Consider the following 25,532-nt stretch of genomic DNA (forward strand, 5'->3'; position numbering starts at 1 on the left):
CGGCGCGCCTCGATGCGCACCGCGCGAGCCCGATTCCCGCAATCGAAAAAAGCCTCCTGGGAGGCTCTCCGTCGACCGCGAAAAGCTTGCAGCGGGGCTGGACCGGCGCCGATGGCGCCTGCGATGGTCCGGCAGGTTCCGCTGAGCCGCTGGAGTATATGCCCGGCACCGCCGTATCGCAAGCCGGCCAGCCCGCGCGGCCTCGCGCGCGGACGCATCGGTTAATCTTGCCGCACTCCCACGACAAGCAGGCAGCAGGCCAGATGAAACGTTCCCGGAAGACCGCCCTCGTGCTCATGGGCTCCACGCCACTGCTCCTGGCGGCCTGCGCCGGGCAGCCCGAGGTGCAGACGTCGGAAGGCCTGTTCACCTCGGTCGAGGCCTGCACCACTGAAACCATGAACCCGTCGATGTGCCGCCAGGCCTTCGACCAGGCCCAGGAACAGGCCGACGCCGTGGCGCCGCGCTACGCCTCCACCGCCGAATGCGAAGCCGAGTTCGGCGAAGGCCAGTGCGCGACCCGCCAGCAGGCCGGTGGCGGCAGCTTCGTCGGCCCGATGATGGCCGGCTTCTTCCTGTCGCAGATGATGAACACCCGCGGCGGCGCGATGGCCCCCGCGCCGGGCGCCGGCCCTGCGGCGGCAACGCCGGGCGCCACGCGCGCCGCGCCGGCCTTCCTCTCCAACCAGTCGGGGTGGCTGCGCCCGCAGGCCGGGCCCGGCGGCGCCACCACGCTCGCCCGCACCGGCCTGCAGCCCGACCGCGCGCCTACCGTGCGCCGCGGCGGCTTCGGCCGCGCCGGCGCCGGCCGCAGCGCCGGCGGCTGATGCGCCGCGTCGCGATCGAGCCGCGCCCCGAATGGCGGCGGCGCGCGGAGGACTGCGGCTTCGCCTTCCACACCATCGACGGCGCCGCATACTGGGACGAAAGCGCGTACTACGCCTTCACCCTGCGCCAGGTGGAGGACGACATCGAGGATCCAACCGCCGAACTGCACGCGATGGCGATGGACCTCGCCGGCGAGGCCGCCGGCAGCCAGGAGCTGATGGAGCGACTGGCGATCCCGGCAGACGCGCAGGACCAGGTCGCCGACAGCTGGCGGCGCCGCGATCCACACCTCTACGGCCGGATCGACCTGGCATACGATGGCCACGGTCCGGCAAAGCTGTACGAGTTCAACTACGACACGCCGACATCGCTGTTCGAGGCCGCGTTCTTCCAGTGGGACTGGCTGGAGCAGCAGCGCGGGACGGGTGCCCTCCCCCCCGGTGCCGACCAGTTCAACGCGATCCACGAGACACTCGTCGCGCGTTTCATCCAGGTCGGTGGGCGCCTGCCGCGGCCGCTCTACTTCGCCGCCTCGCAGGACAGCCCCGAAGACCAGGGCACCGTCGATTACCTGCGCGACTGCGCGGCCCAGGCCGGCATCGAATCCGGCTCGGTGGCGATGGAAGACATCGGCCTTTCCGCCGACGGACGCTTCACCGCGGGCGACGACGTGCTGATCGCCAGCCTGTTCAAGCTGTATCCACTCGAGGACCTGTTCGCCGACGAGTTCGCGCAGGCCCTGCCCGGCTCCGGGCTGCAGCTGCTGGAACCCGCGTGGAAGCTGCTGCTCAGCAACAAGGGCGCACTGCCGCTGCTGTGGGAGCGCCATCGTGGCCACCCCAACCTGTTGCCGGCGGAATTCGACGATGGCGGCGGGGCGCTGCCGCCCGGCTGGGTCCGCAAGCCGCTGTTCTCGCGCGAGGGCGCCAACATCGAAATGCACTTCGCCGACGGCCGCAGCCTGCACCAGCCCGGACCCTACGGTGGGCCTTCGATCCGCCAGGCGCTGCACCCGCTGCCCGAACACGCCGACGCGTATCCACTGGTGGGCAGCTGGGTGGTGGGTGACATTGCCTGCGGGATGGGCATCCGCGAAGACGACTCGCCGATCACGCGCGACAGCGCGCGCTTCGTTCCCCACGCCATCATCGGCGAGGGGCGCGGGCAGCGGATGGTGCTGGAAGCCTGAGGCCGACGCGGCAGGCACTGCGGCTGCGGCCGCTGTTGGATGGACGCACAAAAGCAAACGGCGTCCCTGTTTCCAGGAACGCCGCCGCAGGTGTAAATGGTAGCGGGGGCAGGATTTGAACCTGCGACCTTCGGGTTATGAGCCCGACGAGCTGCCAGACTGCTCCACCCCGCACCAGAGCCGACTATTATGGAGCACAGTCGGATTACTTGCAAGCCATCGCCGCACTTCGCGGCATGGCCCCGCTTTCGATCAGGCAAACGCCGCCTGGCACCAGGCCATGACCGGGTTCCAGGCAATGCCCAGCACGAGCAGCGCGATCGCATTTGCGCCGAACAGCAGCTTGAGCGGCCCGTTGTCACGCACTTCGATGGCCACGCCTTCGGGCTCGTCGAAGTACATCACCTTGATCACGCGCAGGTAGTAGAACGCACCCACCACCGCGAACACGATGCCGACGATCGCAAGCCACAGCATGTCACCGCCGATCGCCGCGCGCAGCACCACGAGCTTCGCCCAGAAGCCGAGGAACGGCGGCACGCCCGCCAGCGAGGCCATGATCACCAGCACCATCGCCGCCATCCACGGACTGCGCGCATTGAGGCCCTTGAAGTCGCTGATGCGATCGGCTTCGAAGCCGCGCCTGGACAGCATCACGATCGCGCCGAAGCCGGCGGTGGCCATGATCGCGTAGCTGATGGCATAGAACATCGCCGCGGCATAGCCCTCTGCACCACCACCGGCGAGGCCCAGCAACAGGAAGCCGACGTGCGACACCGTCGAATACGCGAGCATGCGCTTGAGGTTGGTCTGCGCGATCGCGAACACGTTGCCGACCACCAGCGACAGCGCCGCAAGCAGGGCCAGCATCACCTGCCACTGGTCCTGCAGCGGACCAAGCCCGGATTCGAGCAGGCGGTAGGCCATGCCGAACACTGCGAGCTTGGGCGCGGAGCCGATGAACAGGGTCATCGGCGTGGGCGCGCCGTGGTACGCATCGGGCAGCCACATGTGGAACGGCGCGGCGCCGAACTTGAAGCACACGCCCACCACCAAGAACACGGTGCCGGTCAGCAGCAGGGTGCGGGTGCCGCCGTCCACCACGGTCGCCGCGCTGCTGATCGTGGCCAGGTCGAGGCTGCCGGTGGCCCCGTAAACCAGTGACATGCCGAACAGCAGCAGGCCCGAGGCCAGCGAACCGAGCACGAAGTACTTCATCGCGGCTTCGGAGCCGGTCGCGTTGTCGCGGTCGAAGGCGACCAGCGCGTACTGGCACAACGCCAGCAGCTCGAGGCCCACGTAGATCGTGGTCAGGTTCGGCGCGGACACCAGCAGCATCATTCCCAGCGCGGCGAACAACATGAGCACCGGCAGCTCGCCCTTGTACAGGCCGCGCTCGCGCATGAAAGGCCAGGCATAGCCCAGCGCCACCGCCGTCAGCACCAGAATCAGCACCTTCAGCACGTCGGCCATCGTGTCGCGCACGAACATGTCCGCCAGCACCATGCCCTGTCCGCCCACCCCGGCCACGATCATCGACGCCGCCGCCAGCAGCACCACGACGGCGAGGCCATGGGTGACCACGCGGCGGCGCTCGCCGATGAACAGGTCCAGCATCAGCAGCGCGAACGCGCCGATCACCACGACGAGCTCGGGCGCCAGCGGCGCGATGTCGGCCAGCGTCCGGACAGGAAGGTTCAATTCACCAGGCATCATCGCGTCACGTTCCTCAAAGCTTGCTGTTGGCGAGCATGCCCGCCAGCTGCGCGATGGACGGTTCCATCAGGTCGGTCAGGGGCCTGGGCCAGAGGCCGATCAGCAGCACGCCCGCGGCAAAGACGCCCAGCACCAGGGCCTCGCGGCCGTTGATGTCCTTCATTTCCGCGACGTGGGCGTTGCCGACCTCGCCGTACATGACGCGCTTGACCAGCCACAGCGTGTAACCCGCGCCCAGGATCAGGGTGATCGCGGCAACGAAGGCGATCAGCGGATGGCTCTGGAACGCGGCCAGGATGACCATGAACTCGCCGACGAAGCCGGACGTGCCCGGCAGGCCGGAGTTCGCGAAGGCGAACAGCACGTAGAACGCCGCGAACCAGGGCATCACGTTGGCCACGCCGCCGTAGTCACGGATCATTCGCGTGTGCATGCGGTCGTACAGCACGCCCACGCAGGTGAACATCGCGCCCGACACGAAGCCGTGGGAGACCATCTGCACCATCGCGCCCTGCAGGCCCAGGCGCGCCGCTTCCGGGTTGCCCGTGTCGCGCACCAGCGCGAAGGCGATGAAGGTGCCGAGGGTGACGAAGCCCATGTGCGACACCGACGAATACGCGATCAGCTTCTTCATGTCCTGCTGGGCCAGCGCCACCAGGCCGACATAGACCACCGCGATCAGCGACAGCGCGATCACGAGCCAGGCCCACTCATGTCCGGCGTCGGGCGTGATCGGCAGGCTGAAGCGCAGGAAGCCGTAGCCGCCGATCTTCAGCATGATCGCCGCCAGGATCACCGAGCCGCCGGTCGGCGCCTCCACGTGCGCGTCCGGAAGCCAGGTGTGCACCGGGAACATCGGCACCTTGACCGCGAACGCGATGAGGAAGGCGAAGAACAACCACGTCTGCTCGGTCGCGTCGAGCGGCAGCGCGTACAGGTCGGCCAACTGCCAGCTTCCGGACTGCAGGTACAGGTACACCAGGCCGACCAGCATGAACACCGAGCCGAGGAAGGTGTACAGGAAGAACTTCACCGACGCATACACGCGACGCGGCCCGCCCCAGACGCCGATGATGATGAACATCGGGATCAGCATGCCCTCGAAGAACACGTAGAACAGCATCGCGTCCATGGCCGAAAACACGCCGATCATCAAGCCCTCGAGGATCAGCATCGCGGCGTAGTACTGGCTCACTCGCTTGTCGATCGAGCTCCAGGAGCTGATGACCACAAGCGTCGTGACCAGCGTGGTCAGCAGGATCAGCGCGACCGAGATGCCGTCCGCACCCAGGTGGTACTGGATGTCGTAGGCCGGGATCCACTCCCGCGCCTCGACGAACTGCATCGTGGCCACCGCCGCCGAGGCGTCGTAGCCGGTGAACAGGGGGATGCTGATGGCGAACACCACCAGGGTGATCGCCAGCGACAGCCAGCGCGCCGCGCCGGCGCGATTGCCAAGCGCGAGCACCATCGCGCCACCGAGGATCGGCAGCCAGATGAGGATGCTGAGGAGGGGCCAGTTCGACACGTATCGTCTTCCGTCAGGTCCAGTAGTGGATGAGCACGGCCAGGAGCACGATCAGGCCGACGATCATCGCGAATGCATAGTCGTACAGGCGTCCCGACTGCAGGCGGCGGACGACGCCCGCGAGCAGGCCGACGAAGCCGGCGGTGCCATTCACGGCCACCCCGTCGATCACGCGGTTGTCGAGCGCGCTCGACGCCTTGCCAAGCTGCAGGCTGCCGCCCGCCAGGCCACCGATCCAGAGATCGTCGGCCCAGTACTTGTTCTCCAGCACCTTGACGGGCAGCGCGAACGCGCGGCGCGCCTTCGCCGCCAGCTCCGGGCGCCACCAGTACATGATGGTCGCCAGGGCGAAGCCCGCGAACGTCAGCCAGAACGCCGGCGTCATGAAGCCGTGCAGCGCGAACGCCACCGGGCCGTGCCAGAGTTCCGCCGCAACCGCTGCGAGGGTGTCGTTCTGCGGCAGAAGGTCGATGGCGCCGAGGAAGAACGGCATCACCTGCTCCTTGCCCGACCAGTCGGTCCCGAACAGCATCGGGCCAGCGGTGACGAAGCCGATCGCGATCGAGGGGATCGCCAGCAGCACCAGCGGCAGGGTCACCACCCAGGGCGATTCCCTCGGCTCATGCGCGCCGTGCCCGTGGTCGTCATGACCATGGCCATGGTCGTCGGCGTGCGCATCGCGGAAGCGCTCCTTGCCGAAGAAGGTCATGTAGAGCAGGCGGAAGCTATAGAACGAGGTCACGAAGGCGCCCAGAAGCACGGCCCAATAGCCGTAGGTGCCGACCCAGCCCATGCCCTCGGCGCCGAACTTCGCCGCCTCGATGATCGTGTCCTTGGAGTAGAAGCCGCTGAAGAACGGCGTCGCGACCAGCGCCAGGGTGCCGATCAGCATGGTGATGAAGGTCACCGGCATGTACTTGCGCAGGCCGCCCATGCGGCGCATGTCCTGCTCGTGGTGCATGGCGATGATCACCGAGCCCGCGCCCAGGAACAGCAGCGCCTTGAAGAACGCGTGCGTCATCAGGTGGAAGACCGCCGCCGAGTACGCGGACACGCCCAGGGCCACGGTCATGTAGCCCAGCTGCGACAGCGTGGAGTACGCGACCACGCGCTTGATGTCGTTCTGCACGATGCCGATCAGGCCGGTGAAGAAGGCCGTGGTGGCGCCGATGAACAGGATGAACTGCAACGCGGTCGGGCTGAGTTCGAACAGCGGCGACATGCGCGCCACCATGAAGATGCCGGCGGTGACCATGGTCGCGGCGTGGATCAGCGCGGAGATCGGGGTCGGGCCTTCCATGGAGTCGGGCAGCCACACGTGCAGCGGCACCTGCGCCGATTTGCCCATTGCGCCGATGAACAGCAGGATGCAGATCAGGGTCGCGACCGACCAGGCGTGGCCCTCGAAGACCTCGACCACCTGCCCGCCGCCGATGGTCGGCCCGGCGTTGGCGAACACCGTCGCGTAGTCGAGAGTGCCGAACCAGTACGCGACGCCGGCGATACCCAGCAACATGCCGAAGTCGCCGACGCGGTTGACCAGGAAGGCCTTGAGGTTGGCGAACACCGCCGTGGGGCGCTTGAACCAGAATCCGATCAGCAGGTACGAGACCACGCCCACCGCTTCCCAGCCAAAGAACAGCTGCAGGAAGTTGTTGGCCATCACCAGCGCCAGCATCGAGAAGGTGAACAGGCTGATGTAGCTGAAGAAGCGCTGGTAGCCCGGGTCGTCGGCCATGTAGCCGATGGTGTAGATGTGCACCAGCAGCGACACGAAGGTCACCACCACCATCATCATCGCCGTCAGCCGGTCGACCAGGAAGCCGATGTGGATCTCGTAGCCGGCGACCTGGAACCAGGTGTAGATGTTCTCGTTGAAGGGCGATGCACCCTGCCCCACCAGCTGCCACAGCACGTGGCAGGACAGCGCGCAGCTGACCGCGACGCCCAGGATGGTGGCCGATTGCGCCCCGACGCGGCCCACCTGGCGTCCGAACAGGCCCGCCACGATGGCACCAAGCAGGGGCGCGAGCACGATCGCAAGCAGCACCGATTTCGAAATCACGATTTCCATGCCAGGCATTCCGTCAGCCCTTCAGCGTGTCGAGTTCGGCGACGTTGATGGTGCGCCGGTTGCGGAACAGGGTGACCAGGATCGCCAAGCCGATGGCGGCCTCGGCCGCGGCCACGGTCAGGATGAAGAACACGAACACCTGGCCGGCGGCGTCGCCGAACTCGCGCGAGAACGCGACGAAGTTGATGTTCACCGAGAGCAGCATGAGCTCGATGCACATCAGGAGGATGATCACGTTCTTGCGGTTGAGGAAGATGCCCGCGACGCTGATGCAGAACAGCGCGGCGGCAAGCGCGAGGTAGTGTCCGAGGGCGAGGCCCTGGCCGAGGAACTCCATTACTTCACCTCCCCGCCGGTGGCGGCATCGGATGCCGGCGCGTCATCGGCGACATGCACGGAGCTCGGCATGTCCACCATGCGCAGGCGGTCGCCCGGGCGCGTGCGGACCTGCTCGCCGGGGACCTGGTGCTTGGTGCCCTCGCGGCGGCGCAGGGTCAGCGTGACCGCGGCGATCACCGCCACGGTCAGGATCACGGCGGCGACCTCGAAGGGCAGCAGGAAGTCCGTGAACAGCCGGCGCGCGAGCCACACCGTGTTAGGCACGCCCGCGGCCTCGACCGGGTCGGCCGCGAAGGGTGTCTCGACGAAGGCCATGATCCCGATCAGCGACAGCAGCTCCAGCAGCATCACCACGGCCACCAGCAGGCCGACGGGCAGGTAGCGCACGTAGCCCTCGCTGAGCGGGGCCAGGTCGACGTCGAGCATCATCACCACGAACAGGAACAGGACCATCACCGCGCCGACGTAGACCAGCACCAGCGCCACGCCAAGGAACTCGGCGCCGGCGATGATCCAGGTGACCGCCACGGTGAAGAAGGTCAGCACCAGGAACAGGGCCGAATGCACCGGGTTGCGCGCGCCGATGACGCCGATCGCGGCGGCCACCGCGACGGCCGCGAATGCAAGGAATGCGAGCTGTACGAAGTCCATGGCTTACCTGTATGCCGCGTCGGCGGCGCGACGCTCTGCGATTTCCGCTTCGAGCCGGTCGCCCAGCGCCAGCAGCTGCGGCTTGGTGACGATGTTCTCGCCACGGTGCTCGAAGTGGTATTCGTGGATATGGGTCTCGACGATCGAGTCCACCGGGCACGACTCCTCGCAGAAGCCGCAGAAGATGCACTTGAACAGGTCGATCTCGTAGCGCGTGGTGCGCCGCGTGTTGTCCTCGCGCTGCTCGGAGTCGATCGTGATCGCCAGCGCCGGGCACACCGCCTCGCACAGCTTGCACGCGATGCAGCGCTCCTCGCCGTTGGGATAGCGGCGCAGCGCGTGCAGCCCGCGGAAGCGCGCGGACTGCGGGATCTTCTCCATCGGGTACATCATCGTGTACTTCGGACGCCACAGGTACTGGAACGTCAGCTTCAGGCCGCTGATGATCTCGATCAGCAGCAGGCTCCTGGCCCAGGAAACGAACTTGCCCATCACACACCTGCCTCGAACGCGCCGAAGTACGCCATCAATGCCGTCACCGCGATCCATGCGATGGACAGCGGGATGAAGACCTTCCAGCCCAGGCGCATGATCTGGTCGTAGCGGTAGCGCGGGAACGTCGCGCGGGACCAGATGAAGCAGCTGGCGAAGAAGAACATCTTGGCGAACAGCCACCACCAGCCGTCGCCCAGCACCACTGCGAGCACCGGGATGTCCGGGATCCACGCGGCCGGGACCGGCGACAGCCAGCCGCCCAGGAAGAAGGTCGCGGTCAGGATGCTGACCAGCATCATGTTCGCGTACTCGGCGAGGAAGAACAGCGCGAACACCGCGCCCGAGTACTCGACCATGTGGCCGGCCACGATCTCGCTCTCGCCCTCGACCACGTCGAAGGGCGCGCGGTTGGTCTCGGCCACGCCCGACACGAAGTAGATGATGAACAGCGGCAGCAACGGCAGCCAGAACCATTCCAGGAAGCCCGCGTCGCCCGACTGGGCCAGCACGATCTCGCTGAGGTTGAGGCTGCCGGCGGCGACCATCACGCCCACCAGCGCGAAGCCCATCGCGATCTCGTAGCTCACCACCTGGGCAGCCGAACGCATGGCGCCGAGGAAGGCGTACTTCGAGTTCGAAGCCCAGCCGGCGATGATCACGCCGTACACGCCCAGCGAAACCATCGCCAGCAGGTACAGGATGCCGGCGTTGGCATTGGACAGCACCAGCTGGGCGTCGAAGGGCACCACGGCCCAGGCCGCGAACGCCGGCGCCAGGGTGATCAGCGGTGCAAGGATGTACAGCACCTTGTGCGCCGCGGCCGGCCGGATGACTTCCTTGAACAGCAGCTTGAAGACGTCGGCGAAGGCCTGGAGGATGCCGAAGCCGACGTACATCGGCCCGTGGCGCACATGCATCCAGGCGATCAGCTTGCGCTCCCAGACCACGTAGAAGGCGACGGCGATGATCACCGGCATCGCAATCGCCAGGATCAGCAGCACCAGCCAGATGACGGTGCCGATGGCGCCGAGCGAATCGAGCCAGGCGCGGAAGGGTTCGAGCCAGCCGAGGAGCACGGTGCTCGTATTGGTCGTCGTCGTGCTCATGCGGCCTCCACCCGCACCGCGCCGGCGCCGAGCGCCGCGGTGGCGCCATAGCCGGATTCGATCAGGGCGGCGCCGCGGGCCACGCCCGTGCTGGTCGCCACTGGCAGGGTTCCGGTGCCGGTCCCGTTGGCCACGCGCGCCATGGTGCCTTCGCGCAGGCCAAGGGCGGATGCGTCATCGGGATTGAGCGTGATCCGCGGACCCACCGTCAGGGGGTGTGCCTGCAGCGCGGCGGCGCGGCGGGTCACGCCGTCGACGCGATAGATCGCCTGCGAGACCGCCAGCTCGAGGCCTTCGCCCGCGGCCGTGGCGGCGTCTCCACGCACGACCTCGACCTGGCGCGGCAGCATCAGTGCGCGCGCACCCGCGAAGTCGGTGAAGTCGAAGCCGGCCACGCCGAGGAGGCCGCCAAGCGCGCGCAGCGCCTTCCAGCCCGGACGCGCCTCGCCCGGCAGCTTGCCGCCGGCGACGCTGCGCTGGTCGCGCCCGTCGAGGTTGGTCAGGGTGGCATCGAGTTCGGGCAGCAGGCCGATCGGCAGGATCACGTCGGCCACGCGGCGCGTGGACGCACAGGCGAAGTGGCTGAAGGCCACCACCTGTGCGCCGCCCAGCGCCTGCATCGCCTTCGCCTGGTCGGCGAAGTCCAGACCCGGCTCGATGCCGTAGATGACGTAACCGGCGCGCGGCCGGGCCAGCATGGCGCCGGCGTCGAGCGAGACCGGAAGCACGCCATGCCGCGCCAGGCCGACCGCGTTCGCGCCCTGGGGCACGCGGCACAGCGCGGCGTTGGCACGGGCGGCAAACGCGGACGCGGCGGCGCGGATGGCGGCGGCATGGATGCCGCACTCGGCCACCGCACCGACGATCACGACCGGGCGCGACGCGCCCTGCAGTGCCTGGTCGAGACCGGTCGACGCCAGCGCACCGGCGATCGCCGACGGCGCGACGATCGCCTTGTGGCTGATGTCGAAGGTGAACTCGAAGTCCACCGGGTTGACCACGTGCACCTTCGCACCGGCAAGCCAGGCCTTGCGCACGCGCTGGTGGACCAGTGGCAGCTCGTGGCGCAGGTTGCTGCCGACGATGACGATGGCGTCGGCCTTCTCGATCGCGTCCACCGGCATGCCGAAGGCTTCGCCCACGGCGCCGTCGGACAGGTCGTGCTGGGCGATGCGATGGTCGAGGTTGCCGGTGCCCAGTCCCTCGGCCATGCGGGCGAGCAGCGCGCCCTCCTCGTTCGAGGTCGCCGGGTGCACCAGGATTCCGATGTCGTCGGCGGCGTTGTCGCGCAGGACCTGCGCGGCCTTCGCCAGCGCTTCGTCCCAGCTCGCCTCGCGCCAGTCGGCGTCATCGCCGTTGTAGGCCACGCGCAGCATCGGCCGCATGGCGCGGTCGTCGGCGTACATGCCCTGGTGCGAATAGCGGTCGCGGTCGGACAGCCAGCACTCGTTCACCGCGTCGTTGTCGCGCGGCACGGTGCGCATCACTTCGCCGCGGCGGGTGTGCAGGAACAGGTTGCTGCCGAGCGCGTCGTGGTAGCCCAGCGACTCGCGCGCGATCAGCTCCCAGGGGCGCGCACGGAAACGGAACACCTTGTTGGTCAGCGCGCCCACCGGGCAGACGTCGATCACGTTGCCCGAAAGCTCGGTGGTCAGCGGCTTGCCGTCGTAGGTGCCGATCTGCAGGCTTTCGCCGCGCTGCATGCCGCCCAGCTCGTAGGTGCCTGCGATCTCGCCGGTCACGCGGATGCAGCGCGTGCAGTGGATGCAACGCGTCATCTCGCTGGCCACCAGCGGACCAAGGTTCTCGTCGGCCACGGTGCGCTTGCGCTCGGCGAAGCGGCTGACCGAGCGGCCGTAACCCAGCGACAGGTCCTGCAGCTCGCACTCGCCGCCCTGGTCGCAGACCGGGCAGTCGAGCGGATGGTTGATCAGCAGGAACTCCATCACGTTGCGCTGGGATCGCAGCGCCTTGTCGCTGCGCGTCTGCACGCGCATGCCATCCATCACCGGCGTGGCGCAGGCCGGGGCGGGCTTGCCCATCTTCTCCACCTCGACCAGGCACATGCGGCAGTTGGCCGCGATGGCGAGCTTGTCGTGGTAGCAGAAGCGCGGGATCGGGATGCCGGCCTTGTCGGCGGCCTGGATGATCATCGAGCCCTTGGGCGCGGCCATTTCCACGCCGTCGATGAAGACGGTGACGTGGTCGGGCGGCAGGTTGGGGTTCACCGGCTGCGCGCTCATGCCGTGGCCTCCGGGCGTGCGTCGACGATCGAACGGCCGTGCTCGATGAAGTATTCGAACTCGTGCCAGAAATGGCGCAGGAAGCCCTGCACCGGCCACGCCGCGGCCTCGCCGAACGCGCAGATGGTGTGGCCCTCGATCTGGCCGGCGGACTCGCGCAGCATCTGGACGTCGGCCATCGTGGCCTTGCCCTCGACCATGCGGCTCACCATGCGGTACATCCAGCCCGTGCCTTCGCGGCAGGGCGTGCACTGGCCGCAGGACTCCTGCCAGTAGAAACGGGAGATGCGCTGGCACGCGCGGACCATGCAGGTGCTGTCGTCCATCACGATCACCGCGCCCGAACCCAGGCCCGAACCCGCCTTCTGCAGCGCGTCGTAGTCCATGGTCAGGCCCATCATGGTGTCGCCCGGCAGCACCGGCATCGACGAACCACCCGGGATCACGCCCTTGAGCGTGCGCCCCGGGCGCAGGCCACCGGCCATCTCCAGCAGTTCGGAGAACGGCGTGCCGAGGCGGATCTCGTAGTTGCCCGGCTTCATCACGTGTCCGGACACCGAGAAGATCTTGCAGCCGCCGTTGTTCGGCTTGCCCAGGCCCGCGAACCACTCGGGGCCGTTGCGGATGATCGCCGGCACCGAGGCGTAGGTCTCGGTGTTGTTGATCGTGGTCGGCTTGCCGTACAGGCCGAAGTTGGCCGGGAACGGCGGCTTGTAGCGCGGCTGGCCCTTCTTGCCTTCCAGCGACTCCATCAGCGCGGTCTCTTCGCCGCAGATGTAGGCGCCGGCACCCAGCGCGTTGTGGATGTCGATGTCCACGCCGCTGCCGAGGATGTCACGGCCCAGCCAGCCGTGCGCATAGGCTTCCGCCAGTGCCTCTTCGAGATGCTCGAAAGGCTCGTGGTGGAATTCGCCGCGCAGGTAGTTGTAGGCGACCGTGGACCCGGTGGCGTAACACGCGATCGCCATGCCCTCGATCACCGAGTGCGGGTTGTAGCGCAGGATGTCGCGGTCCTTGCAGGTGCCCGGCTCCGACTCGTCGGAGTTGCAGAGGATGTACTTCTGCACGTCGCCCTTGGGCATGAAGCTCCACTTCAGGCCGGTCGGGAAACCCGCGCCGCCGCGGCCGCGAAGGCCGGACTGCTTGACCATCTCGACGACGTCGGCCGGCGGGATCTTCTCGCCCAGGACCTTGCGCAGCGCCTGGTAGCCGCCGGTCTTCAGGTAGTTCTCGTACGACCACGGCTTGTCGAAGTGCAGCGTCGTGTAGACGGCCTGGTGCTCCTTCGGCGCGGGGCCGACGGGGCCGTAGCCTTCGGAGACGTGGGTGTTGTGATGCGCCATGCCTGCGTCCAGCCTCACTTCAGTCCGTCGAGCAGCTCGTCCACCTTCGCGGCGTCGAGCTTCTCGTGGTAATGGCCGTTGATCACGACCACGGGGGCGCCGCAGCACGCGGCCACGCACTCTTCCTCGCGCTTGAGGTAGACGCGGCCGTCGGCGGTGGATTCACCCACCCTGCAGCCGAGCTTCTTCTCGGCATGCGCGACCAGGTCCTCGGCGCCGTTGAGCCAGCAGCTGATGTTGGTGCAGAAGGCGACGTTGTTGCGGCCGACCTCCCTCGTCTCGAACATCGAATAGAACGTGGCGACCTCGTAGGCCCACACGGGCGGGATGCCAAGGTACTTCGCGACGCCCGCGATCAGCTCGTCGGTCAGGAAGCCGCCGTTCTGCTGCTGGGTCGCGAACAGGCCCTGGATCACGGCCGAACGCTTGCGATCGGGCGGGAACTTGGCCACCCAATGGTCGATATGCGCGCGCGTGTCGTCGCTGAGCACCACCAGCGGGTCCACGTTGCGGGCATTCTCGAAGTTGCCGGTCGCTTTCATCGGTCCACTTCTCCGAAGACCAGGTCATAGGTGCCGACCATCGCCACCACGTCGGACAGCATGTGCCCCTTCACCACCGTGTCCATCGAGGACAGGTGCGCGAAGCCGGGCGCGCGCAGGTGCACGCGGAAGGGCTTGTTGGCGCCGTCCGAGACCAGGTAGCAGCCGAACTCGCCCTTGGGCGCCTCGACGGCCTGGTAGGTCTGGCCCGCGGGCACGCAGTAGCCTTCGGAGAACAGCTTGAAGTGGTGGATCAGGGCTTCCATGTCGTCCTTCATCTCCTCGCGGGAGGGAGGGGCGACCTTGAAGTTGTCGACCATCACGATGCCGGGGTTGGCACGCAGCCACTCCACGCACTGGGCGATGATCCGGTTGGATTCGCGCATCTCGGCCACGCGGACCAGGTAGCGGTCGTAGCAGTCGCCGTTGGTGCCCACCGGCACTCTGAAGTCGACCGCGTCGTACTTGGCATAGGGCTGCTTCTTGCGCAGGTCCCACTCGACGCCGGAGCCACGAAGCATCACGCCCGACATGCCCAGGGCCATGCCCTGCTCCGGCGGGACGACGCCGATGCCGACGGTGCGCTGCTTCCAGATCCGGTTCTCGGTCAGCAGGGTCTCGTATTCGTCGATGCGGCCCGGGAAGTCCTTCGTGAAGGCCTCCAGGAAGTCCAGCATCGAGCCTTCGCGCCACTCGTTGAAGCGCTTGAGCTTGTTGCCCTTGCGCCACGGCGATTCGCGGTACTTCGGCATGTGGTCGGGCAGGTCCCGGTACACGCCGCCAGGGCGGTAATAGGTCGCGTGCATGCGCGCGCCGCTGACCGCCTCGTAGACGTCCATCAGCTCTTCGCGCTCGCGGAACGAATACAGCATCACCGCCATCGCGCCGAGGTCGAGCCCGTTGGAGCCGATCCACATCAGGTGGTTCAGGATGCGCGTGATCTCGTCGAACATCGTGCGGATCCACTGCGCGCGCTCGGGCGCCTGGATGCCGAGGAGGTTCTCGATCGCGAGCACGTAGGCGTGCTCGTTGCACATCATCGACACGTAGTCCAGGCGGTCCATGTAGCCGATCGACTGGTTGAACGGCTTGGACTCCGCCAGCTTCTCCGTACCCCGGTGGAGCAGGCCCACGTGCGGATCGACGCGCTGGACCACTTCGCCGTCCATTTCCAGGATCAGGCGCAGCACGCCGTGCGCGGCCGGATGCTGGGGACCGAAGTTAAGCGTGTAGTTGCGGATTTCCTGGCGGGCCTCGGACGGGTTGCTGGCCAGGAGTTCGCTGGGGGGCTGCATGCTCACTTGGCGCCTCCTGCCGGCGCGACGCCGCGCACGGGACCGACCTTCAGGTCGCGCGCCTCGCCGGTTGCGGTCGCGAGGCGGGCGTCGTCGCGGATCACCCGCGGCACCAGCACGCGCGGCTCCACCGAGGTCACGGGCTCGTAGATCACGCGCTGCTTCTCGGCGTCGTAGCGAACTTCGACGTTGCCGATCAGCGGGAAGTCCTTGCGGAACGGATGGCCGATGAAGCCGTAGTCGGTGAGCAGCCGGCGCAGGTCCGGGTGACCCGGGAACACGATGCCGAACATGTCGAAGGTCTCGCGCTCGAACCAGTTCACGCCTTCCCAGACATCGCACAGCGAATCGACGGTCGGAAGCGCGTCGTCGGGTGCGTGGCAGGTCACCCGCAGGCGGCGGTTGTTGGCGATCGAGAGCAGCTGCACAACCACCGAAAAGCGGTTCTCGGGCAGCGGGATCGCGCCGACGCCATCGGGATCGTCAAGCTGCTGGCTGGGCACCTCGCCATAGCGGAAACGGCCAGGGCCCTTGCCCTCGACCCCGCGGCTGAAGCCTTCGGAGGACGTGTTGGTGTCCCATTCGTCGGTGCCGTAGCCCAGGTGGTCCACGCCGCAGAGGTCGATCAGCACCTCGAAGCCGAATTCGTCGCGCAGCACGCGGCAGCCTTCGCGCCACGCTGCGGCGGACAGCACCAGGCCGACCTCGCCGCGCGGCAGCGCGACCTCGACCAGGTCCTGCGGGAAGCGCGCACGCAGGCGCGCGGCGAACGCCGTCGCGGACTCAGACATTGCGCTGCCCCGTCTTTTCATCGCCGAAGTTGCTGGACCGGCGGATCTTGCGCTGCAGCTGCAGGATGCCGTGCACCAGGGCTTCGGCCGTGGGCGGGCAACCCGGCACGTAGATGTCGACCGGGACCACGCGGTCACAGCCACGCACCACTGCATACGAGTAGTGGTAGTAGCCGCCGCCGTTGGCGCAGCTGCCCATGGAGATCACCCACTTGGGGTTGGGCATCTGGTCGTAGACCTTGCGCAGCGCCGGGGCCATCTTGTTGACCAGGGTGCCGGCCACGATCATCACGTCCGACTGCCGCGGCGACGGGCGGAACACCACGCCGTAGCGGTCGAGGTCCATGCGTGCCGCGCCGGCATGCATCATCTCGACCGCGCAGCACGCCAGGCCAAAGGTCACCGGCCACATGGAGCCGGTACGCGCCCAGTTGAGCAGGATGTCCGAGCTGGTGGTGACGAAGCCCTGGTCCAGCAGCGGGTTTTCGCCTTCCGGACGCAGGATGTCGTCGACGCGCCCCTCGGACAGCGGGTTGCTTGCGGCGTTCGCAAGGCTGCGGGCCGCCTGGATCACTCCCATTCGAGCGCTCCCTTCTTCCACACGTAAATGAAGCCGATCAGCAACATGCCGACGAAGATGCCCATCTCGATCAGGCCGAGCACGCCCAGCTCGCGGAACACGGTGGCCCAGGGCACGATGAAGATGATTTCCAGGTCGAAGACGATGAACTGGATGGCGATGAGGTAGTAGCGGATGTCGAACTGCATCCGCGAATCTTCGAACGGGGCGAAGCCGCATTCGTAGGCCGTGAGCTTCTCGGCGTTGTAGAACTTCGGGCCCAGGGCATTGCCTATGACGACCAGGGCAATGCCGATTCCGGTTGCGACAAACAGAAACAGCAGGGTCGGCAGATATTCGGCCAGCACGGTGTTCCCTCGGCTGAGGGGCGCATGCGCGCCCCTTTGCTAGCTGGTGCCAGGCGCGGCCGTGACCGGCCGCGCCTGGCGCTTGTATGGTGCCCAAGGGGGGACTCGAACCCCCACGACCTAAGCCGCTACCACCTCAAGGTAGTGCGTCTACCAATTCCGCCACCTGGGCAAGTTTTTACACTCTCTCCGTACGCTTGTACGAAGGCGCGATATTGTAATCGCTATCAGCCGCCCTGCGGGACTTCCTGCCCCGTTTCCCCCTGCGCGGGGGGCGATGCGGCGGGCGGCTGGGCCTCGGGCGCGGCGGGAACCGCCGATCCGGGGGCCGGGGGCGCCACGGCCGGGGCCGCGGGCACGTCGCCGGGGACGGCAGGCGCCGCCGGGACATCCGACATCACGCCCAGGTCCACCGCGGAGGGGCCGGCCTGGCGTGCCATTTGCGTGGCCTGCCAAGCCATGAACAGGGTCAGCGCGAAGAACACGATGGCCAGCCACTTGGTGGACTTGCTGAGGAAGTTGGACGCGCCGCGCGCGCCGAAGACCGTCGCGGACGCGCCGCCGCCGAAGCCCGACCCGGCCTGTGCGCCCGCGCCGCGCTGCATGAGGATCAGCGCGATCAGCGAGATGGCGACGAGCACGAAGGCGATGTGGAGGATGAGCTGCAGCATGGTTGCGTTCTCTTGAGCCCGGCGGTCAGCGCGCCGCCGCGGCCACGATGGCCATGAAGTCCGTGGCCACCAGCGAGGCTCCGCCGATAAGGCCTCCATCGACGTCGGCCATGGCGAACAGCTCGGCGGCGTTGGCGGGCTTCACACTGCCGCCGTAGAGGATCGGCAGTGAATTTCCAATGGTAGCACTCCGCGCGGCAACCTCGCTACGGATGAACGCATGGACATCCTGCGCCTGCTGCGGCGTGGCGGTCAGGCCGGTGCCGATCGCCCACACCGGCTCGTAGGCCACCACGGCGTTTTCGAAGCCTTCCGCACCCACCAGGTCGAGCACCGGGCGCAGCTGGGCGGCGATCACCGATTCGGTCGAGCCGCCTTCGCGGTCCTGGCGCGATTCACCGACGCACAGGATCGGGCGCAGGCCGGCGGCAAGCGCCGCGGCGAACTTGCGCGCCACCAGCCCGCCGTCCTCGGCGTGGTACTGGCGGCGCTCCGAGTGCCCGACCAGCGCGAAGCGCGCGCCGACGTCGGCCAGCATCGCGGCCGAGACCTCGCCGGTGTACGCGCCGTCGGCATGGGCGCTCACGTCCTGCCCGCCGAAGCCGATGCCGCGCGCGCCCCAGGCGGACACGAGGCCCTCCAGGTAAGTGGCGGGCGGCAGCACCACCACGTCCACCCCAGCGGCCGGCAGGCCGGCGGCGATATCCGCCAGCAGGCCTGCGGCCAGGCTGCGGCTGCCGTTGAGCTTCCAGTTGCCGGCGACGATGCGTGCGCGCATTTTTTCAGACCTCGGGATGGACGGGGGGCCGGAGAGTCTAGGCGTTCGCGCGCATTCCTGCATGCGCGCGCCGCGCCGCCACGCTCAGGCCAGCTTGATCTCGCGCAAGCGCTCTTCGAGGTAGCCGTGGGCGGTGATCGGCTCGGGGTAGCGGCTGGGATTGTCGTCGCTCACGCACGAAGGCAGGACGTCGATCAGGAAGTCCGGGTTCGGATGCAGGAAGAAGGGCACCGAATAGCGCGGCTGGCGCGCGAGCTCGCCCGGCGGGTTGACCACGCGATGGATCGTGGACGGATACACGTGGTTGGTCAGGCGCTGCAGCATGTCGCCGATGTTGACCACGATGGTGTCCGCGTCCGAGGTGAAAGGCACCCACTCGCCCTCGTGCGACTGCACTTCCAGGCCCGCCGCGCTCGCACCGACCAGCAGCGTGATCAGGTTGATGTCGCCATGCGCGCCGGCGCGCACGTTGGGGATGTCGTCGGCGGTGATCGGCGGGTAGTGGATCGGGCGGAGGATGGAATTGCCGACGTCGGTCTTGTCGGCGAAGTAGTCCTCCGGCAGGTCGATGTGCAGGGCGAGCGCGCGTAGCACCTGCGAGCCGAGGTCGTCGAGCGCCTGGTACAGGGCGTAGCCCTTCTCGCGGAACCCCGGGACTTCGGCGGGCCACAGGTTCGGCGGCATGACGTCGCGGTATTTCGAGTCGTCCGGGATCTCGCGGCCGATGTGCCAGAACTCCTTCAGGTCGAAGTGCTTCGAATCCTTCGCGGTCTCGACGCCGAACGGCGTGTATCCGCGCGCACCGCCGCCGCCGGGCACGTGGTACTGCTTCTTGGTGTCCTCGGGCAGCGCGTAGAAGGCCCTGAAGGCCTCGTAGGCGTCGTTGATCAGCGGCTGCGGGATGCCGTGGTTGCGGATGCCGGCGAATCCCCACTCGCGATACGCGGCGCCGAGCTCGTCGATGAAGGCCTGGCGGTCTTCCGGGCTGGCGGGATGGGTGAAGCGGCGGATGTCGAGGGTCGGGATGCGCGGGGCCATGGCTCACTCGGTGGCGGCTCGCCCCCGGACGGGGGCGATGGCCGGCCATGATACCGCCGGGGCCCGGTGGGAGCGCTCAGGCCGCCGACTGGACCGCGGCGGCCAGCGCCTCGAGCGTCGACGCCACCAGCGCCTCGTCGTCGGCCTCGACGGTCACGCGCACCACCGGTTCGGTGCCCGAGGGCCGCAGGAACGCCCTGCCCCGCCCTTCGACGGCGCGCTGCGCCTTGGCGAGCGCGGCCTGCACGCTCGCGGCCTCCGCCGGCCTGGCGCCATTGGCGACGCGCACGTTGACGGTGCGTTGCGGCACCTTGCGCAGGTCGCGCAGCGCGCTGGCCAGGGACACGCCGCGTCTGTGCAGCACTTCCAGCACCTGCAGGGCACTGACGATGCCGTCGCCGGTGGTGGACCGGTCCAGGCACAGCAGGTGGCCGGAGGCCTCGCCGCCGAGGATGCCGCCGTGTTCGACCAGTGCCTGGTGGACGTAGCGGTCGCCCACCTTCGTGCGCATGAAGCCGATGCCGCGCGCGGCCAGCGCCTGCTCGAGGGAGAAGTTGGTCATCAGGGTGCCGGCCACGGGGCCGCGCAGGCGGCCGCTCTCCTGCCAGTCGCAGGCCAGCAGGTAGACCAGGTCGTCGCCGTCGCGCACCTGGCCGTCGGCATCGACGAACAGCACCCGGTCGCCGTCGCCGTCGAAGGCGATGCCGAGTTCGGCGCCCGTCTCGCGCACCCGCGCCGCAAGACCGTCGGGATAGGTCGAACCGACGCCGTCGTTGATGTTGACGCCGTTGGGATCGACGCCGATCGCGTCGACCCGCGCGCCCAGCTCGCGCAGCACCATCGGACCGATCTGGTAGGTCGCGCCGTGCGCGCAGTCGACCACGATGCGCATGCCGTCGAGGTCGAAGCTGCGCGGCACCGAGCCCTTGCAGGCCTCCACGTAGCGGCCGATCGCGTCGCGCGTGCGCACCGCCTTGCCCAGGCGGTCGGAGGCGACGGTCGAAAACGGCTGCTCCAGCGCGGCCTCGATCGCGAGTTCGGTGGCGTCGTCGAGCTTCTCGCCCTCGGCGGAGAAGAACTTGATGCCGTTGTCGTGGTGCGGGTTGTGCGAGGCGGAGATCACGATGCCGCCGTCGGCGCGCATCGAGTGCGTCAGGTGCGCGACGGCCGGGGTCGGCATCGGGCCCATCAGCTGGACGTCCACGCCGGCGGCGACCAGGCCGGCCTCGAGCGCGGCTTCGAACATGTAGTTCGAGATGCGCGTGTCCTTGCCGATGATGACCATCGGCTTGCGCCACTCGCCGCCGGCCTTGACCCGCGCCGTCAGGGCGTGGCCGTAGGCATTGCCCAGGCGCAGCATGAAGTCGGCCGAGACCGGCGTCTCGCCGACCCGGCCGCGGATGCCGTCGGTACCGAACCAGCGGCGCCTGGCGCCCGCGGTCGTGCTGCCCGCAGCGCTCATGGCGCCACTCCCGCGTCGGACTGTTCGGCGGGTGGCGCGGGCTGGCGCATCAGCATCGCCAGCAGCGAAGCGATGCGGCCGCGCAGCTCGCGGCGGTCGCAGATCTGGTCGATGGCGCCGTGCTCGACCAGAAACTCGGAGCGCTGGAAGCCTTCGGGGAGCGTCTCGCGCACGGTCTGCTCGATCACGCGCGGGCCGGCGAAGCCGATCAAGGCCTTGGGCTCGGCCAGGTTGATGTCGCCCAGCATCGCGAACGAGGCCGAGACGCCGCCGGTGGTCGGATGCGTCATCACCGAGATGTAGGGCAGTCCCGCCGCGCGCAGGCGTCCGAGCGCGGCCGAGGTCTTGGCCATCTGCATCAGCGAGAACAGGCTTTCCTGCATGCGCGCGCCGCCGCTGGCGGAGAAGTTCACGAAGGGCGAGCCGATCTCGAGCGCGCGTTCGGCGCCGAGCGTGAAGCGCTCGCCGACCACCGAGCCCATCGAGCCGCCCATGTAGGCGAAGTCGAAGGCGCTGGCGACGATCGGGCTGCCTTTCAAACGCCCTTCCATCGCGATCAGCGCGTCGCGCTCGCCGGTGGACTTCTGCGCCGCCTTGATGCGGTCGGCGTAGCGCTTCTGGTCACGAAAGCGGAGCACGTCGACCGGGCCGAGCGCGGCGCCGATCTCGCGGCCACTGCCGACGTCGAGGAAGGCCGCCAGGCGCGCGCGGGCGCGGATCGCCATATGGTGGGCGCACTTCGGGCAGACCTCGAGGTTTTCCTCGAGCTCGGGCCGGTAAAGCACCGCGCCGCAGCTGTCGCACTTCTCCCACAGCCCCTCGGGCACGCTGCGCTTGCGTGCGGGGCCGCCCTCGGTGCGGATGCGGGCAGGCATGATTTTCTTCAGCCAGGACATGCGTTTGCTGTGATCCTTTGCGGACTGGGCCGCGAACCGGGGGAGTTTAGCCCACTGGCCCGCCGGCACCGGCGTCGAGCGCCTGCCGCAGGGGCGAGAGGAAGGCCGCGGCGGCATCGGCGGCGCGCCCGGCTCCGGCGGCCTGCATGGCCTTGACCAGGGCGCTGCCGACGACCACCCCGTCGGCGTCCACTGCCATGGCAGCGGCGCTGGCGGCGTCCTGGATGCCGAAGCCCACCACCACCGGCACCGGACTGCGCGCGCGGATGGCACGCAGGTGCGCGGCCGCGGCGGCGGTGTCCAGGCGCGCGGAATCGCCGGTCACCCCGGCCATGCTCACGTAGTAAAGATAGCCCTGCGCCAGCCCGCACAGCATGTCCATGCGCGCCGCGTCGGTCGTCGGGGACGCCAGCAGCACGAGCGCGATGCCATGGGCGGAGAAGGCCTCGCGGAACTCGGCGGCTTCTTCCGGCGGAAGGTCGACCAGCAGCACGCCGTCGACGCCGGCATCGGCCGCGGCGGCCGCGAAGACCCCCGCACCACGGATCTCGATCGGGTTCAGGTAGCCCATCAGGGTCACCGGCGTGTCGTCGTCGCGCTGGCGGAACTCGCGCACGCGCTCCAGCACCCAGGCCATGCCGGCACCGCGGGCGATCGCGCGCTCGGAGCTGCGCTGGATGGTCGGGCCGTCGGCCATCGGATCGGAGAACGGCACGCCGAGCTCGATCGCGTCGGCGCCAGCCGCGACCATGGCATGCATCACCGGGACCGTATCCTCAAGCCCCGGATCGCCGGCGGTGATGAAGGGCACCAGTGCCTTGCGCCCGGCTACGCGGAGCGCGTCGAAGCGGCGCGCGATCCGCGGCGCGACTTCGACGACGCTCATACCTCCACTCCTTCGCGCGCGGCGATCGTGTGCACGTCCTTGTCGCCGCGCCCGGACAGGTTGCACAGCACCAGCGCGTCCTTCGGCATGTCGCGTGCCAGCCTGATCGCCTGCGCCACTGCGTGGCTCGACTCCAGCGCGGCGAGGATGCCCTCGGTGCGCGCCAGCAGGTGGAAGGCCTCCAGCGCCTCGTCGTCGCTCACGCCGACGTACTGCGCGCGGCCCGTATCGGCGAGGAAGGCATGCTCCGGGCCGACGCCCGGATAGTCGAGGCCTGCCGAGACGGAGTGCGTCTCGATCACCTGGCCATCGTCGTCGCAGAGCACGTAGGTGCGGTTGCCGTGCAGCACGCCCACGCGCCCGGCCGAAATGGACGCCGCGTGCCGGCCGCTGTCCATGCCCTCGCCCGCCGCCTCGGCGCCGACCAGGCGCACGTCGCGGTCGTTGAGGAAGGCGTGGAAGATGCCGATCGCGTTGCTGCCGCCGCCGACGCAGGCGGTGACCACGTCCGGCAGGCGGCCGTGGCGCTTCAGCATCTGCGCCCTCGCCTCCTTGCCGACCACCGCGTTGAAGTCGCGCACCATGCGCGGGTACGGATCGGGGCCGGCCACCGTGCCGATGATGTAGAAGGTGTCGCGCACGTTGGTCACCCAGTCGCGCATCGCTTCGTTGAGCGCGTCCTTGAGCGTGGCCGAACCGCTGGTCACCGGCACCACCGTCGCGCCGAGCAGCTTCATCCGGTAGACGTTGATCTTCTGGCGCTCGATGTCGGTCGCGCCCATGTAGACCACGCACTCGAGCCCGAGGCGCGCGGCGACCGTGGCGCTGGCCACGCCGTGCTGGCCGGCGCCGGTCTCGGCGATGATCCGGGTCTTGCCCATGCGGCTGGCGAGCAGCGCCTGGCCGATGGTGTTGTTGATCTTGTGCGCGCCGGTGTGGTTCAGGTCCTCGCGCTTGAGCAGGATGCGCGCGCCGCCGACGTGGCGCGACAGGCCCACGGCCTCGTAGATCGGGCTCGGACGGCCGACGTAGTCGGCGAGGTCGGCGTCGAAGGCGGCGACGAAGGCGGGATCGGCACGCGCGCCGTCGTAGGCCGTGGCCAGCTCCTGCAGCGGGCCGGCCAGGGTCTCGGCCACGAAGCGGCCACCATGGCGGCCGAAATGGCCGCGGGCGTCGGGAAAGGCATGGAAATCGGCCGGCATGTCACTCATCGCGCATCTTCTCCAGGGGGGACCACGCCATCATTGTCGGCACGGCCGTCGGCGCGGCGCACCTCGGCCACGAAGGCCCGCATCAGTTCGCCGTCCTTCTGGCCGGGCGCCGATTCGATGCCGCTGCTCACGTCGACGCCCCAGGGCATGGTCGCGACCACGGCATCATGGACGTTGGCGGGCGAGAGCCCGCCGGACAGCAGCAGCGGCCGGGTCAGCGCGCGCGGCAGGGCCGACCAGTCGAACGCACGCCCGCTGCCTCCGTCATGGCCGCCACCATGGCTGTCGAACAGGAACGCCGACGCACCGGGGAACGCGGCCACCAGGGCCGGGCCTTCCACGGGTGTCGCGGCGCCCATGCCCACCGCCTTGAGCCAGGGCAGGCCGAAGCGGCGGCAGAAGGCATCGTCCTCGTCGCCGTGGAACTGCAGCAGGCTGGGCCGCACGTGCTTCACCACCTCGCGGACCTCGTCGGCGGTGTTGTCGCGGAACACCGCGACCGCGTCGACCAGCGGCGCCAGCGCCTCGCGCAGCGCGCGGGCTTCGCTGACGTGGAGGCGGCGCGAACTGCCCCGGGCGAAGACGAAGCCGATGGCGTCGACGCCGAGCTCGCCCGCCAGGCGGACGTCCCCGGCACGGGTCAGGCCGCAGAATTTGATGCGCGTGCGGAACAGGGTGCGTGGCATGTCAGGGTCGTGGCAGGGGCAAGGGGCCGGTCGCGACGCCGGCGGTATCCAGCGTCACCTCGGGCGGAAGGCCGCAGCCCGCCGGATACAGCGGGCCGAGGAAGACCAGCCCGCCCGACGGCGCGGTGGGGCCGGCGCGCCTGCGGTCACGCGCCGCCAGCACGTCCGCGACCCACGCCTCCGGGCGGCGACCGCCGCCCACCTCGAGCAGCGATCCGACGATGTTGCGAACCATATGATGAAGGAAGGCGTTGGCCTGGACGTCGACCACCACCACGTCGCCCTCGCGCGCCACGCTGATCCGCTGCAGGTCCCGGCGCGCGTGCGGGGCCTGGCAGTGCACGGTGCGGAACGAGGTGAAGTCGAGTTCGCCGACCAGGGCCTGGGCCGCCCGGTGCATGGCCCGGGCGTCCAGCGGATGCCGGCTCCAGGCCAGGTACTGGTGGCCCAGCGCGGGCCGCACGGGGCGGTTGAGGATGCTGTAGCGATAGCGGCGCGCGCGCGCCGAGAAGCGCGCGCTGAAATCGTCGGCCACCTCGCGGCACCAGCGCACCGCCATCGACGGCGGCAGCAGCGAGGTCGTTCCCAGCATCCAGCTGCGCGGATCGCGCGTGGCATCACTGTCGAAATGAACCACCTGGCAGCGGGCGTGGACCCCGGAATCGGTGCGCCCGGAGCAGATGGTGGCCACCGGCGCATCGGCCACTTTCGACAACGCCGCCTCGAGCGTCGCCTGCAGGGCCCGCGCCTCTCCGGCGCCGGCCTCTCCCAGCCGCTGCCATCCCAGGAAGTCGCTGCCGTCGTATTCGATGCCCAGTGCGTAGCGCATGGTGTGCA

25 protein-coding genes and 2 tRNA genes are annotated in these 25,532 nt (G+C 68.8%); 2 read left to right on the top strand and 25 right to left on the bottom strand.

Annotated features, from left to right (window positions below; genetic code table 11):
• Positions 1 to 263 precede the first annotated feature (263 nt).
• A complete protein-coding gene (locus WCE39_RS06150) occupies positions 264 to 827 on the top strand; it encodes a DUF1190 domain-containing protein (RefSeq protein ID WP_343275796.1) in 564 nt (187 codons plus the stop codon).
• Positions 827 to 2,017 (top strand): glutathionylspermidine synthase family protein, encoded by a 1,191-nt coding sequence (locus WCE39_RS06155; protein WP_343275797.1) that lies wholly within the window; start codon positions 827 to 829, stop codon positions 2,015 to 2,017. The genes WCE39_RS06150 and WCE39_RS06155 overlap by 1 nt, the downstream gene beginning before the upstream one ends.
• Positions 2,018 to 2,114: 97 nt before the next feature.
• Here WCE39_RS06155 and WCE39_RS06160 read toward each other — a convergent pair.
• From WCE39_RS06160 to truA, 25 genes are all read right to left on the bottom strand, one after another.
• Positions 2,115 to 2,191: transfer RNA gene (locus WCE39_RS06160), tRNA-Met, on the bottom strand.
• A gap of 78 nt (positions 2,192 to 2,269) precedes the next feature.
• On the bottom strand, positions 2,270 to 3,730 hold the full coding sequence (gene nuoN / locus WCE39_RS06165; protein ID WP_343275976.1) for an NADH-quinone oxidoreductase subunit NuoN: 1,461 nt from the start codon (positions 3,728 to 3,730) through the stop codon (positions 2,270 to 2,272).
• Between the two features lie 16 nt (positions 3,731 to 3,746).
• Positions 3,747 to 5,261 (bottom strand): NADH-quinone oxidoreductase subunit M, encoded by a 1,515-nt coding sequence (locus tag WCE39_RS06170; protein WP_343275798.1) that lies wholly within the window; start codon positions 5,259 to 5,261, stop codon positions 3,747 to 3,749.
• 13 nt (positions 5,262 to 5,274) lie between these two features.
• Entirely contained in the window at positions 5,275 to 7,335 is a 2,061-nt protein-coding gene (nuoL, locus tag WCE39_RS06175) for an NADH-quinone oxidoreductase subunit L (protein WP_343275799.1), read from the bottom strand.
• Positions 7,336 to 7,348: 13 nt separating this feature from the next.
• The gene (nuoK, locus tag WCE39_RS06180) at positions 7,349 to 7,672 is read right to left on the bottom strand and encodes an NADH-quinone oxidoreductase subunit NuoK (RefSeq protein WP_343255756.1); all 324 of its coding nucleotides are present in this window, start codon (positions 7,670 to 7,672) and stop codon (positions 7,349 to 7,351) included.
• The gene (locus WCE39_RS06185) at positions 7,672 to 8,325 is read right to left on the bottom strand and encodes an NADH-quinone oxidoreductase subunit J (protein WP_343275800.1); all 654 of its coding nucleotides are present in this window, start codon (positions 8,323 to 8,325) and stop codon (positions 7,672 to 7,674) included. Before WCE39_RS06185 ends, nuoK begins: the two co-directional genes overlap by 1 nt.
• 3 nt (positions 8,326 to 8,328) lie before the next feature.
• A complete protein-coding gene (nuoI, locus tag WCE39_RS06190; protein ID WP_343275801.1) occupies positions 8,329 to 8,817 on the bottom strand; it encodes an NADH-quinone oxidoreductase subunit NuoI in 489 nt (162 codons plus the stop codon).
• The gene (gene nuoH, locus WCE39_RS06195) at positions 8,817 to 9,926 is read right to left on the bottom strand and encodes an NADH-quinone oxidoreductase subunit NuoH (RefSeq protein WP_343275802.1); all 1,110 of its coding nucleotides are present in this window, start codon (positions 9,924 to 9,926) and stop codon (positions 8,817 to 8,819) included. The genes nuoI and nuoH overlap by 1 nt, the downstream gene beginning before the upstream one ends.
• Positions 9,923 to 12,169 carry an NADH-quinone oxidoreductase subunit NuoG gene (gene nuoG, locus WCE39_RS06200; RefSeq protein ID WP_343275803.1) on the bottom strand — a complete coding sequence of 749 codons (2,247 nt, stop codon included), beginning with the start codon at positions 12,167 to 12,169 and terminating at the stop codon, positions 9,923 to 9,925. The genes nuoH and nuoG overlap by 4 nt, the downstream gene beginning before the upstream one ends.
• A complete protein-coding gene (gene nuoF / locus WCE39_RS06205; protein WP_343275804.1) occupies positions 12,166 to 13,512 on the bottom strand; it encodes an NADH-quinone oxidoreductase subunit NuoF in 1,347 nt (448 codons plus the stop codon). Before nuoF ends, nuoG begins: the two co-directional genes overlap by 4 nt.
• Positions 13,513 to 13,526: 14 nt before the next feature.
• Positions 13,527 to 14,054, bottom strand: coding sequence for an NADH-quinone oxidoreductase subunit NuoE (nuoE, locus tag WCE39_RS06210; protein WP_343275805.1), 528 nt, complete (start codon positions 14,052 to 14,054; stop codon positions 13,527 to 13,529).
• Positions 14,051 to 15,349 carry an NADH-quinone oxidoreductase subunit D gene (locus WCE39_RS06215; protein ID WP_343275977.1) on the bottom strand — a complete coding sequence of 433 codons (1,299 nt, stop codon included), beginning with the start codon at positions 15,347 to 15,349 and terminating at the stop codon, positions 14,051 to 14,053. The genes nuoE and WCE39_RS06215 overlap by 4 nt, the downstream gene beginning before the upstream one ends.
• 2 nt (positions 15,350 to 15,351) lie before the next feature.
• On the bottom strand, positions 15,352 to 16,140 hold the full coding sequence (locus WCE39_RS06220; RefSeq protein WP_343275806.1) for an NADH-quinone oxidoreductase subunit C: 789 nt from the start codon (positions 16,138 to 16,140) through the stop codon (positions 15,352 to 15,354).
• Complete coding sequence (locus tag WCE39_RS06225; RefSeq protein WP_343275807.1) at positions 16,133 to 16,720, bottom strand: NuoB/complex I 20 kDa subunit family protein; 588 nt, start codon at positions 16,718 to 16,720, stop codon at positions 16,133 to 16,135. Before WCE39_RS06225 ends, WCE39_RS06220 begins: the two co-directional genes overlap by 8 nt.
• Positions 16,711 to 17,067, bottom strand: coding sequence for an NADH-quinone oxidoreductase subunit A (locus WCE39_RS06230; protein ID WP_343255747.1), 357 nt, complete (start codon positions 17,065 to 17,067; stop codon positions 16,711 to 16,713). The genes WCE39_RS06225 and WCE39_RS06230 overlap by 10 nt, the downstream gene beginning before the upstream one ends.
• 87 nt (positions 17,068 to 17,154) lie before the next feature.
• Positions 17,155 to 17,239, bottom strand: a tRNA-Leu gene (locus WCE39_RS06235).
• Between the two features lie 55 nt (positions 17,240 to 17,294).
• Positions 17,295 to 17,738 (bottom strand): preprotein translocase subunit SecG, encoded by a 444-nt coding sequence (secG, locus tag WCE39_RS06240; protein ID WP_343275808.1) that lies wholly within the window; start codon positions 17,736 to 17,738, stop codon positions 17,295 to 17,297.
• Between the two features lie 25 nt (positions 17,739 to 17,763).
• Positions 17,764 to 18,516, bottom strand: a complete 753-nt coding sequence (tpiA, locus tag WCE39_RS06245) for a triose-phosphate isomerase (protein ID WP_343275809.1) — start codon at positions 18,514 to 18,516, stop codon at positions 17,764 to 17,766.
• Between the two features lie 84 nt (positions 18,517 to 18,600).
• Complete coding sequence (locus tag WCE39_RS06250) at positions 18,601 to 19,554, bottom strand: isopenicillin N synthase family dioxygenase (RefSeq protein ID WP_343275810.1); 954 nt, start codon at positions 19,552 to 19,554, stop codon at positions 18,601 to 18,603.
• A gap of 76 nt (positions 19,555 to 19,630) precedes the next feature.
• Positions 19,631 to 21,016 (bottom strand): phosphoglucosamine mutase, encoded by a 1,386-nt coding sequence (gene glmM, locus WCE39_RS06255; RefSeq protein ID WP_343275811.1) that lies wholly within the window; start codon positions 21,014 to 21,016, stop codon positions 19,631 to 19,633.
• Complete coding sequence (gene accD / locus WCE39_RS06260) at positions 21,013 to 21,912, bottom strand: acetyl-CoA carboxylase, carboxyltransferase subunit beta (RefSeq protein ID WP_343275812.1); 900 nt, start codon at positions 21,910 to 21,912, stop codon at positions 21,013 to 21,015. The genes glmM and accD overlap by 4 nt, the downstream gene beginning before the upstream one ends.
• 46 nt (positions 21,913 to 21,958) lie before the next feature.
• Complete coding sequence (trpA, locus tag WCE39_RS06265; protein ID WP_343275813.1) at positions 21,959 to 22,798, bottom strand: tryptophan synthase subunit alpha; 840 nt, start codon at positions 22,796 to 22,798, stop codon at positions 21,959 to 21,961.
• Positions 22,795 to 24,009 carry a tryptophan synthase subunit beta gene (gene trpB, locus WCE39_RS06270; RefSeq protein ID WP_343275814.1) on the bottom strand — a complete coding sequence of 405 codons (1,215 nt, stop codon included), beginning with the start codon at positions 24,007 to 24,009 and terminating at the stop codon, positions 22,795 to 22,797. The genes trpA and trpB overlap by 4 nt, the downstream gene beginning before the upstream one ends.
• A complete protein-coding gene (locus tag WCE39_RS06275; RefSeq protein WP_343275815.1) occupies positions 24,006 to 24,695 on the bottom strand; it encodes a phosphoribosylanthranilate isomerase in 690 nt (229 codons plus the stop codon). The genes trpB and WCE39_RS06275 overlap by 4 nt, the downstream gene beginning before the upstream one ends.
• Before the next feature lies 1 nt (position 24,696).
• Positions 24,697 to 25,524 carry a tRNA pseudouridine(38-40) synthase TruA gene (gene truA, locus WCE39_RS06280; RefSeq protein ID WP_343275816.1) on the bottom strand — a complete coding sequence of 276 codons (828 nt, stop codon included), beginning with the start codon at positions 25,522 to 25,524 and terminating at the stop codon, positions 24,697 to 24,699.
• Between the last annotated feature and the right edge of the window lie 8 nt (positions 25,525 to 25,532).

Origin of the sequence: Luteimonas yanweni, assembly GCF_039548475.1 — a bacterium.
Classification (GTDB): domain Bacteria; phylum Pseudomonadota; class Gammaproteobacteria; order Xanthomonadales; family Xanthomonadaceae; genus Luteimonas.

Coding starts and splice junctions, on each gene's coding strand:
- WCE39_RS06150 (WP_343275796.1), top strand. CDS start 264: ATGAAACGTTCCCGGAAGACCGCCCTCGTGCTCATGGGCTCCACGCCA.
- WCE39_RS06155 (WP_343275797.1), top strand. CDS start 827: ATGCGCCGCGTCGCGATCGAGCCGCGCCCCGAATGGCGGCGGCGCGCG.
- nuoN (WP_343275976.1), bottom strand. CDS start 3,730: ATGCCTGGTGAATTGAACCTTCCTGTCCGGACGCTGGCCGACATCGCG.
- nuoL (WP_343275799.1), bottom strand. CDS start 7,335: ATGGAAATCGTGATTTCGAAATCGGTGCTGCTTGCGATCGTGCTCGCG.
- nuoK (WP_343255756.1), bottom strand. CDS start 7,672: ATGGAGTTCCTCGGCCAGGGCCTCGCCCTCGGACACTACCTCGCGCTT.
- WCE39_RS06185 (WP_343275800.1), bottom strand. CDS start 8,325: ATGGACTTCGTACAGCTCGCATTCCTTGCATTCGCGGCCGTCGCGGTG.
- nuoI (WP_343275801.1), bottom strand. CDS start 8,817: ATGGGCAAGTTCGTTTCCTGGGCCAGGAGCCTGCTGCTGATCGAGATC.
- nuoH (WP_343275802.1), bottom strand. CDS start 9,926: ATGAGCACGACGACGACCAATACGAGCACCGTGCTCCTCGGCTGGCTC.
- nuoG (WP_343275803.1), bottom strand. CDS start 12,169: ATGAGCGCGCAGCCGGTGAACCCCAACCTGCCGCCCGACCACGTCACC.
- nuoF (WP_343275804.1), bottom strand. CDS start 13,512: ATGGCGCATCACAACACCCACGTCTCCGAAGGCTACGGCCCCGTCGGC.
- nuoE (WP_343275805.1), bottom strand. CDS start 14,054: ATGAAAGCGACCGGCAACTTCGAGAATGCCCGCAACGTGGACCCGCTG.
- WCE39_RS06215 (WP_343275977.1), bottom strand. CDS start 15,349: ATGCAGCCCCCCAGCGAACTCCTGGCCAGCAACCCGTCCGAGGCCCGC.
- WCE39_RS06220 (WP_343275806.1), bottom strand. CDS start 16,140: ATGTCTGAGTCCGCGACGGCGTTCGCCGCGCGCCTGCGTGCGCGCTTC.
- WCE39_RS06225 (WP_343275807.1), bottom strand. CDS start 16,720: ATGGGAGTGATCCAGGCGGCCCGCAGCCTTGCGAACGCCGCAAGCAAC.
- secG (WP_343275808.1), bottom strand. CDS start 17,738: ATGCTGCAGCTCATCCTCCACATCGCCTTCGTGCTCGTCGCCATCTCG.
- tpiA (WP_343275809.1), bottom strand. CDS start 18,516: ATGCGCGCACGCATCGTCGCCGGCAACTGGAAGCTCAACGGCAGCCGC.
- WCE39_RS06250 (WP_343275810.1), bottom strand. CDS start 19,554: ATGGCCCCGCGCATCCCGACCCTCGACATCCGCCGCTTCACCCATCCC.
- glmM (WP_343275811.1), bottom strand. CDS start 21,016: ATGAGCGCTGCGGGCAGCACGACCGCGGGCGCCAGGCGCCGCTGGTTC.
- accD (WP_343275812.1), bottom strand. CDS start 21,912: ATGTCCTGGCTGAAGAAAATCATGCCTGCCCGCATCCGCACCGAGGGC.
- trpA (WP_343275813.1), bottom strand. CDS start 22,798: ATGAGCGTCGTCGAAGTCGCGCCGCGGATCGCGCGCCGCTTCGACGCG.
- trpB (WP_343275814.1), bottom strand. CDS start 24,009: ATGAGTGACATGCCGGCCGATTTCCATGCCTTTCCCGACGCCCGCGGC.
- WCE39_RS06275 (WP_343275815.1), bottom strand. CDS start 24,695: ATGCCACGCACCCTGTTCCGCACGCGCATCAAATTCTGCGGCCTGACC.
- truA (WP_343275816.1), bottom strand. CDS start 25,524: ATGCGCTACGCACTGGGCATCGAATACGACGGCAGCGACTTCCTGGGA.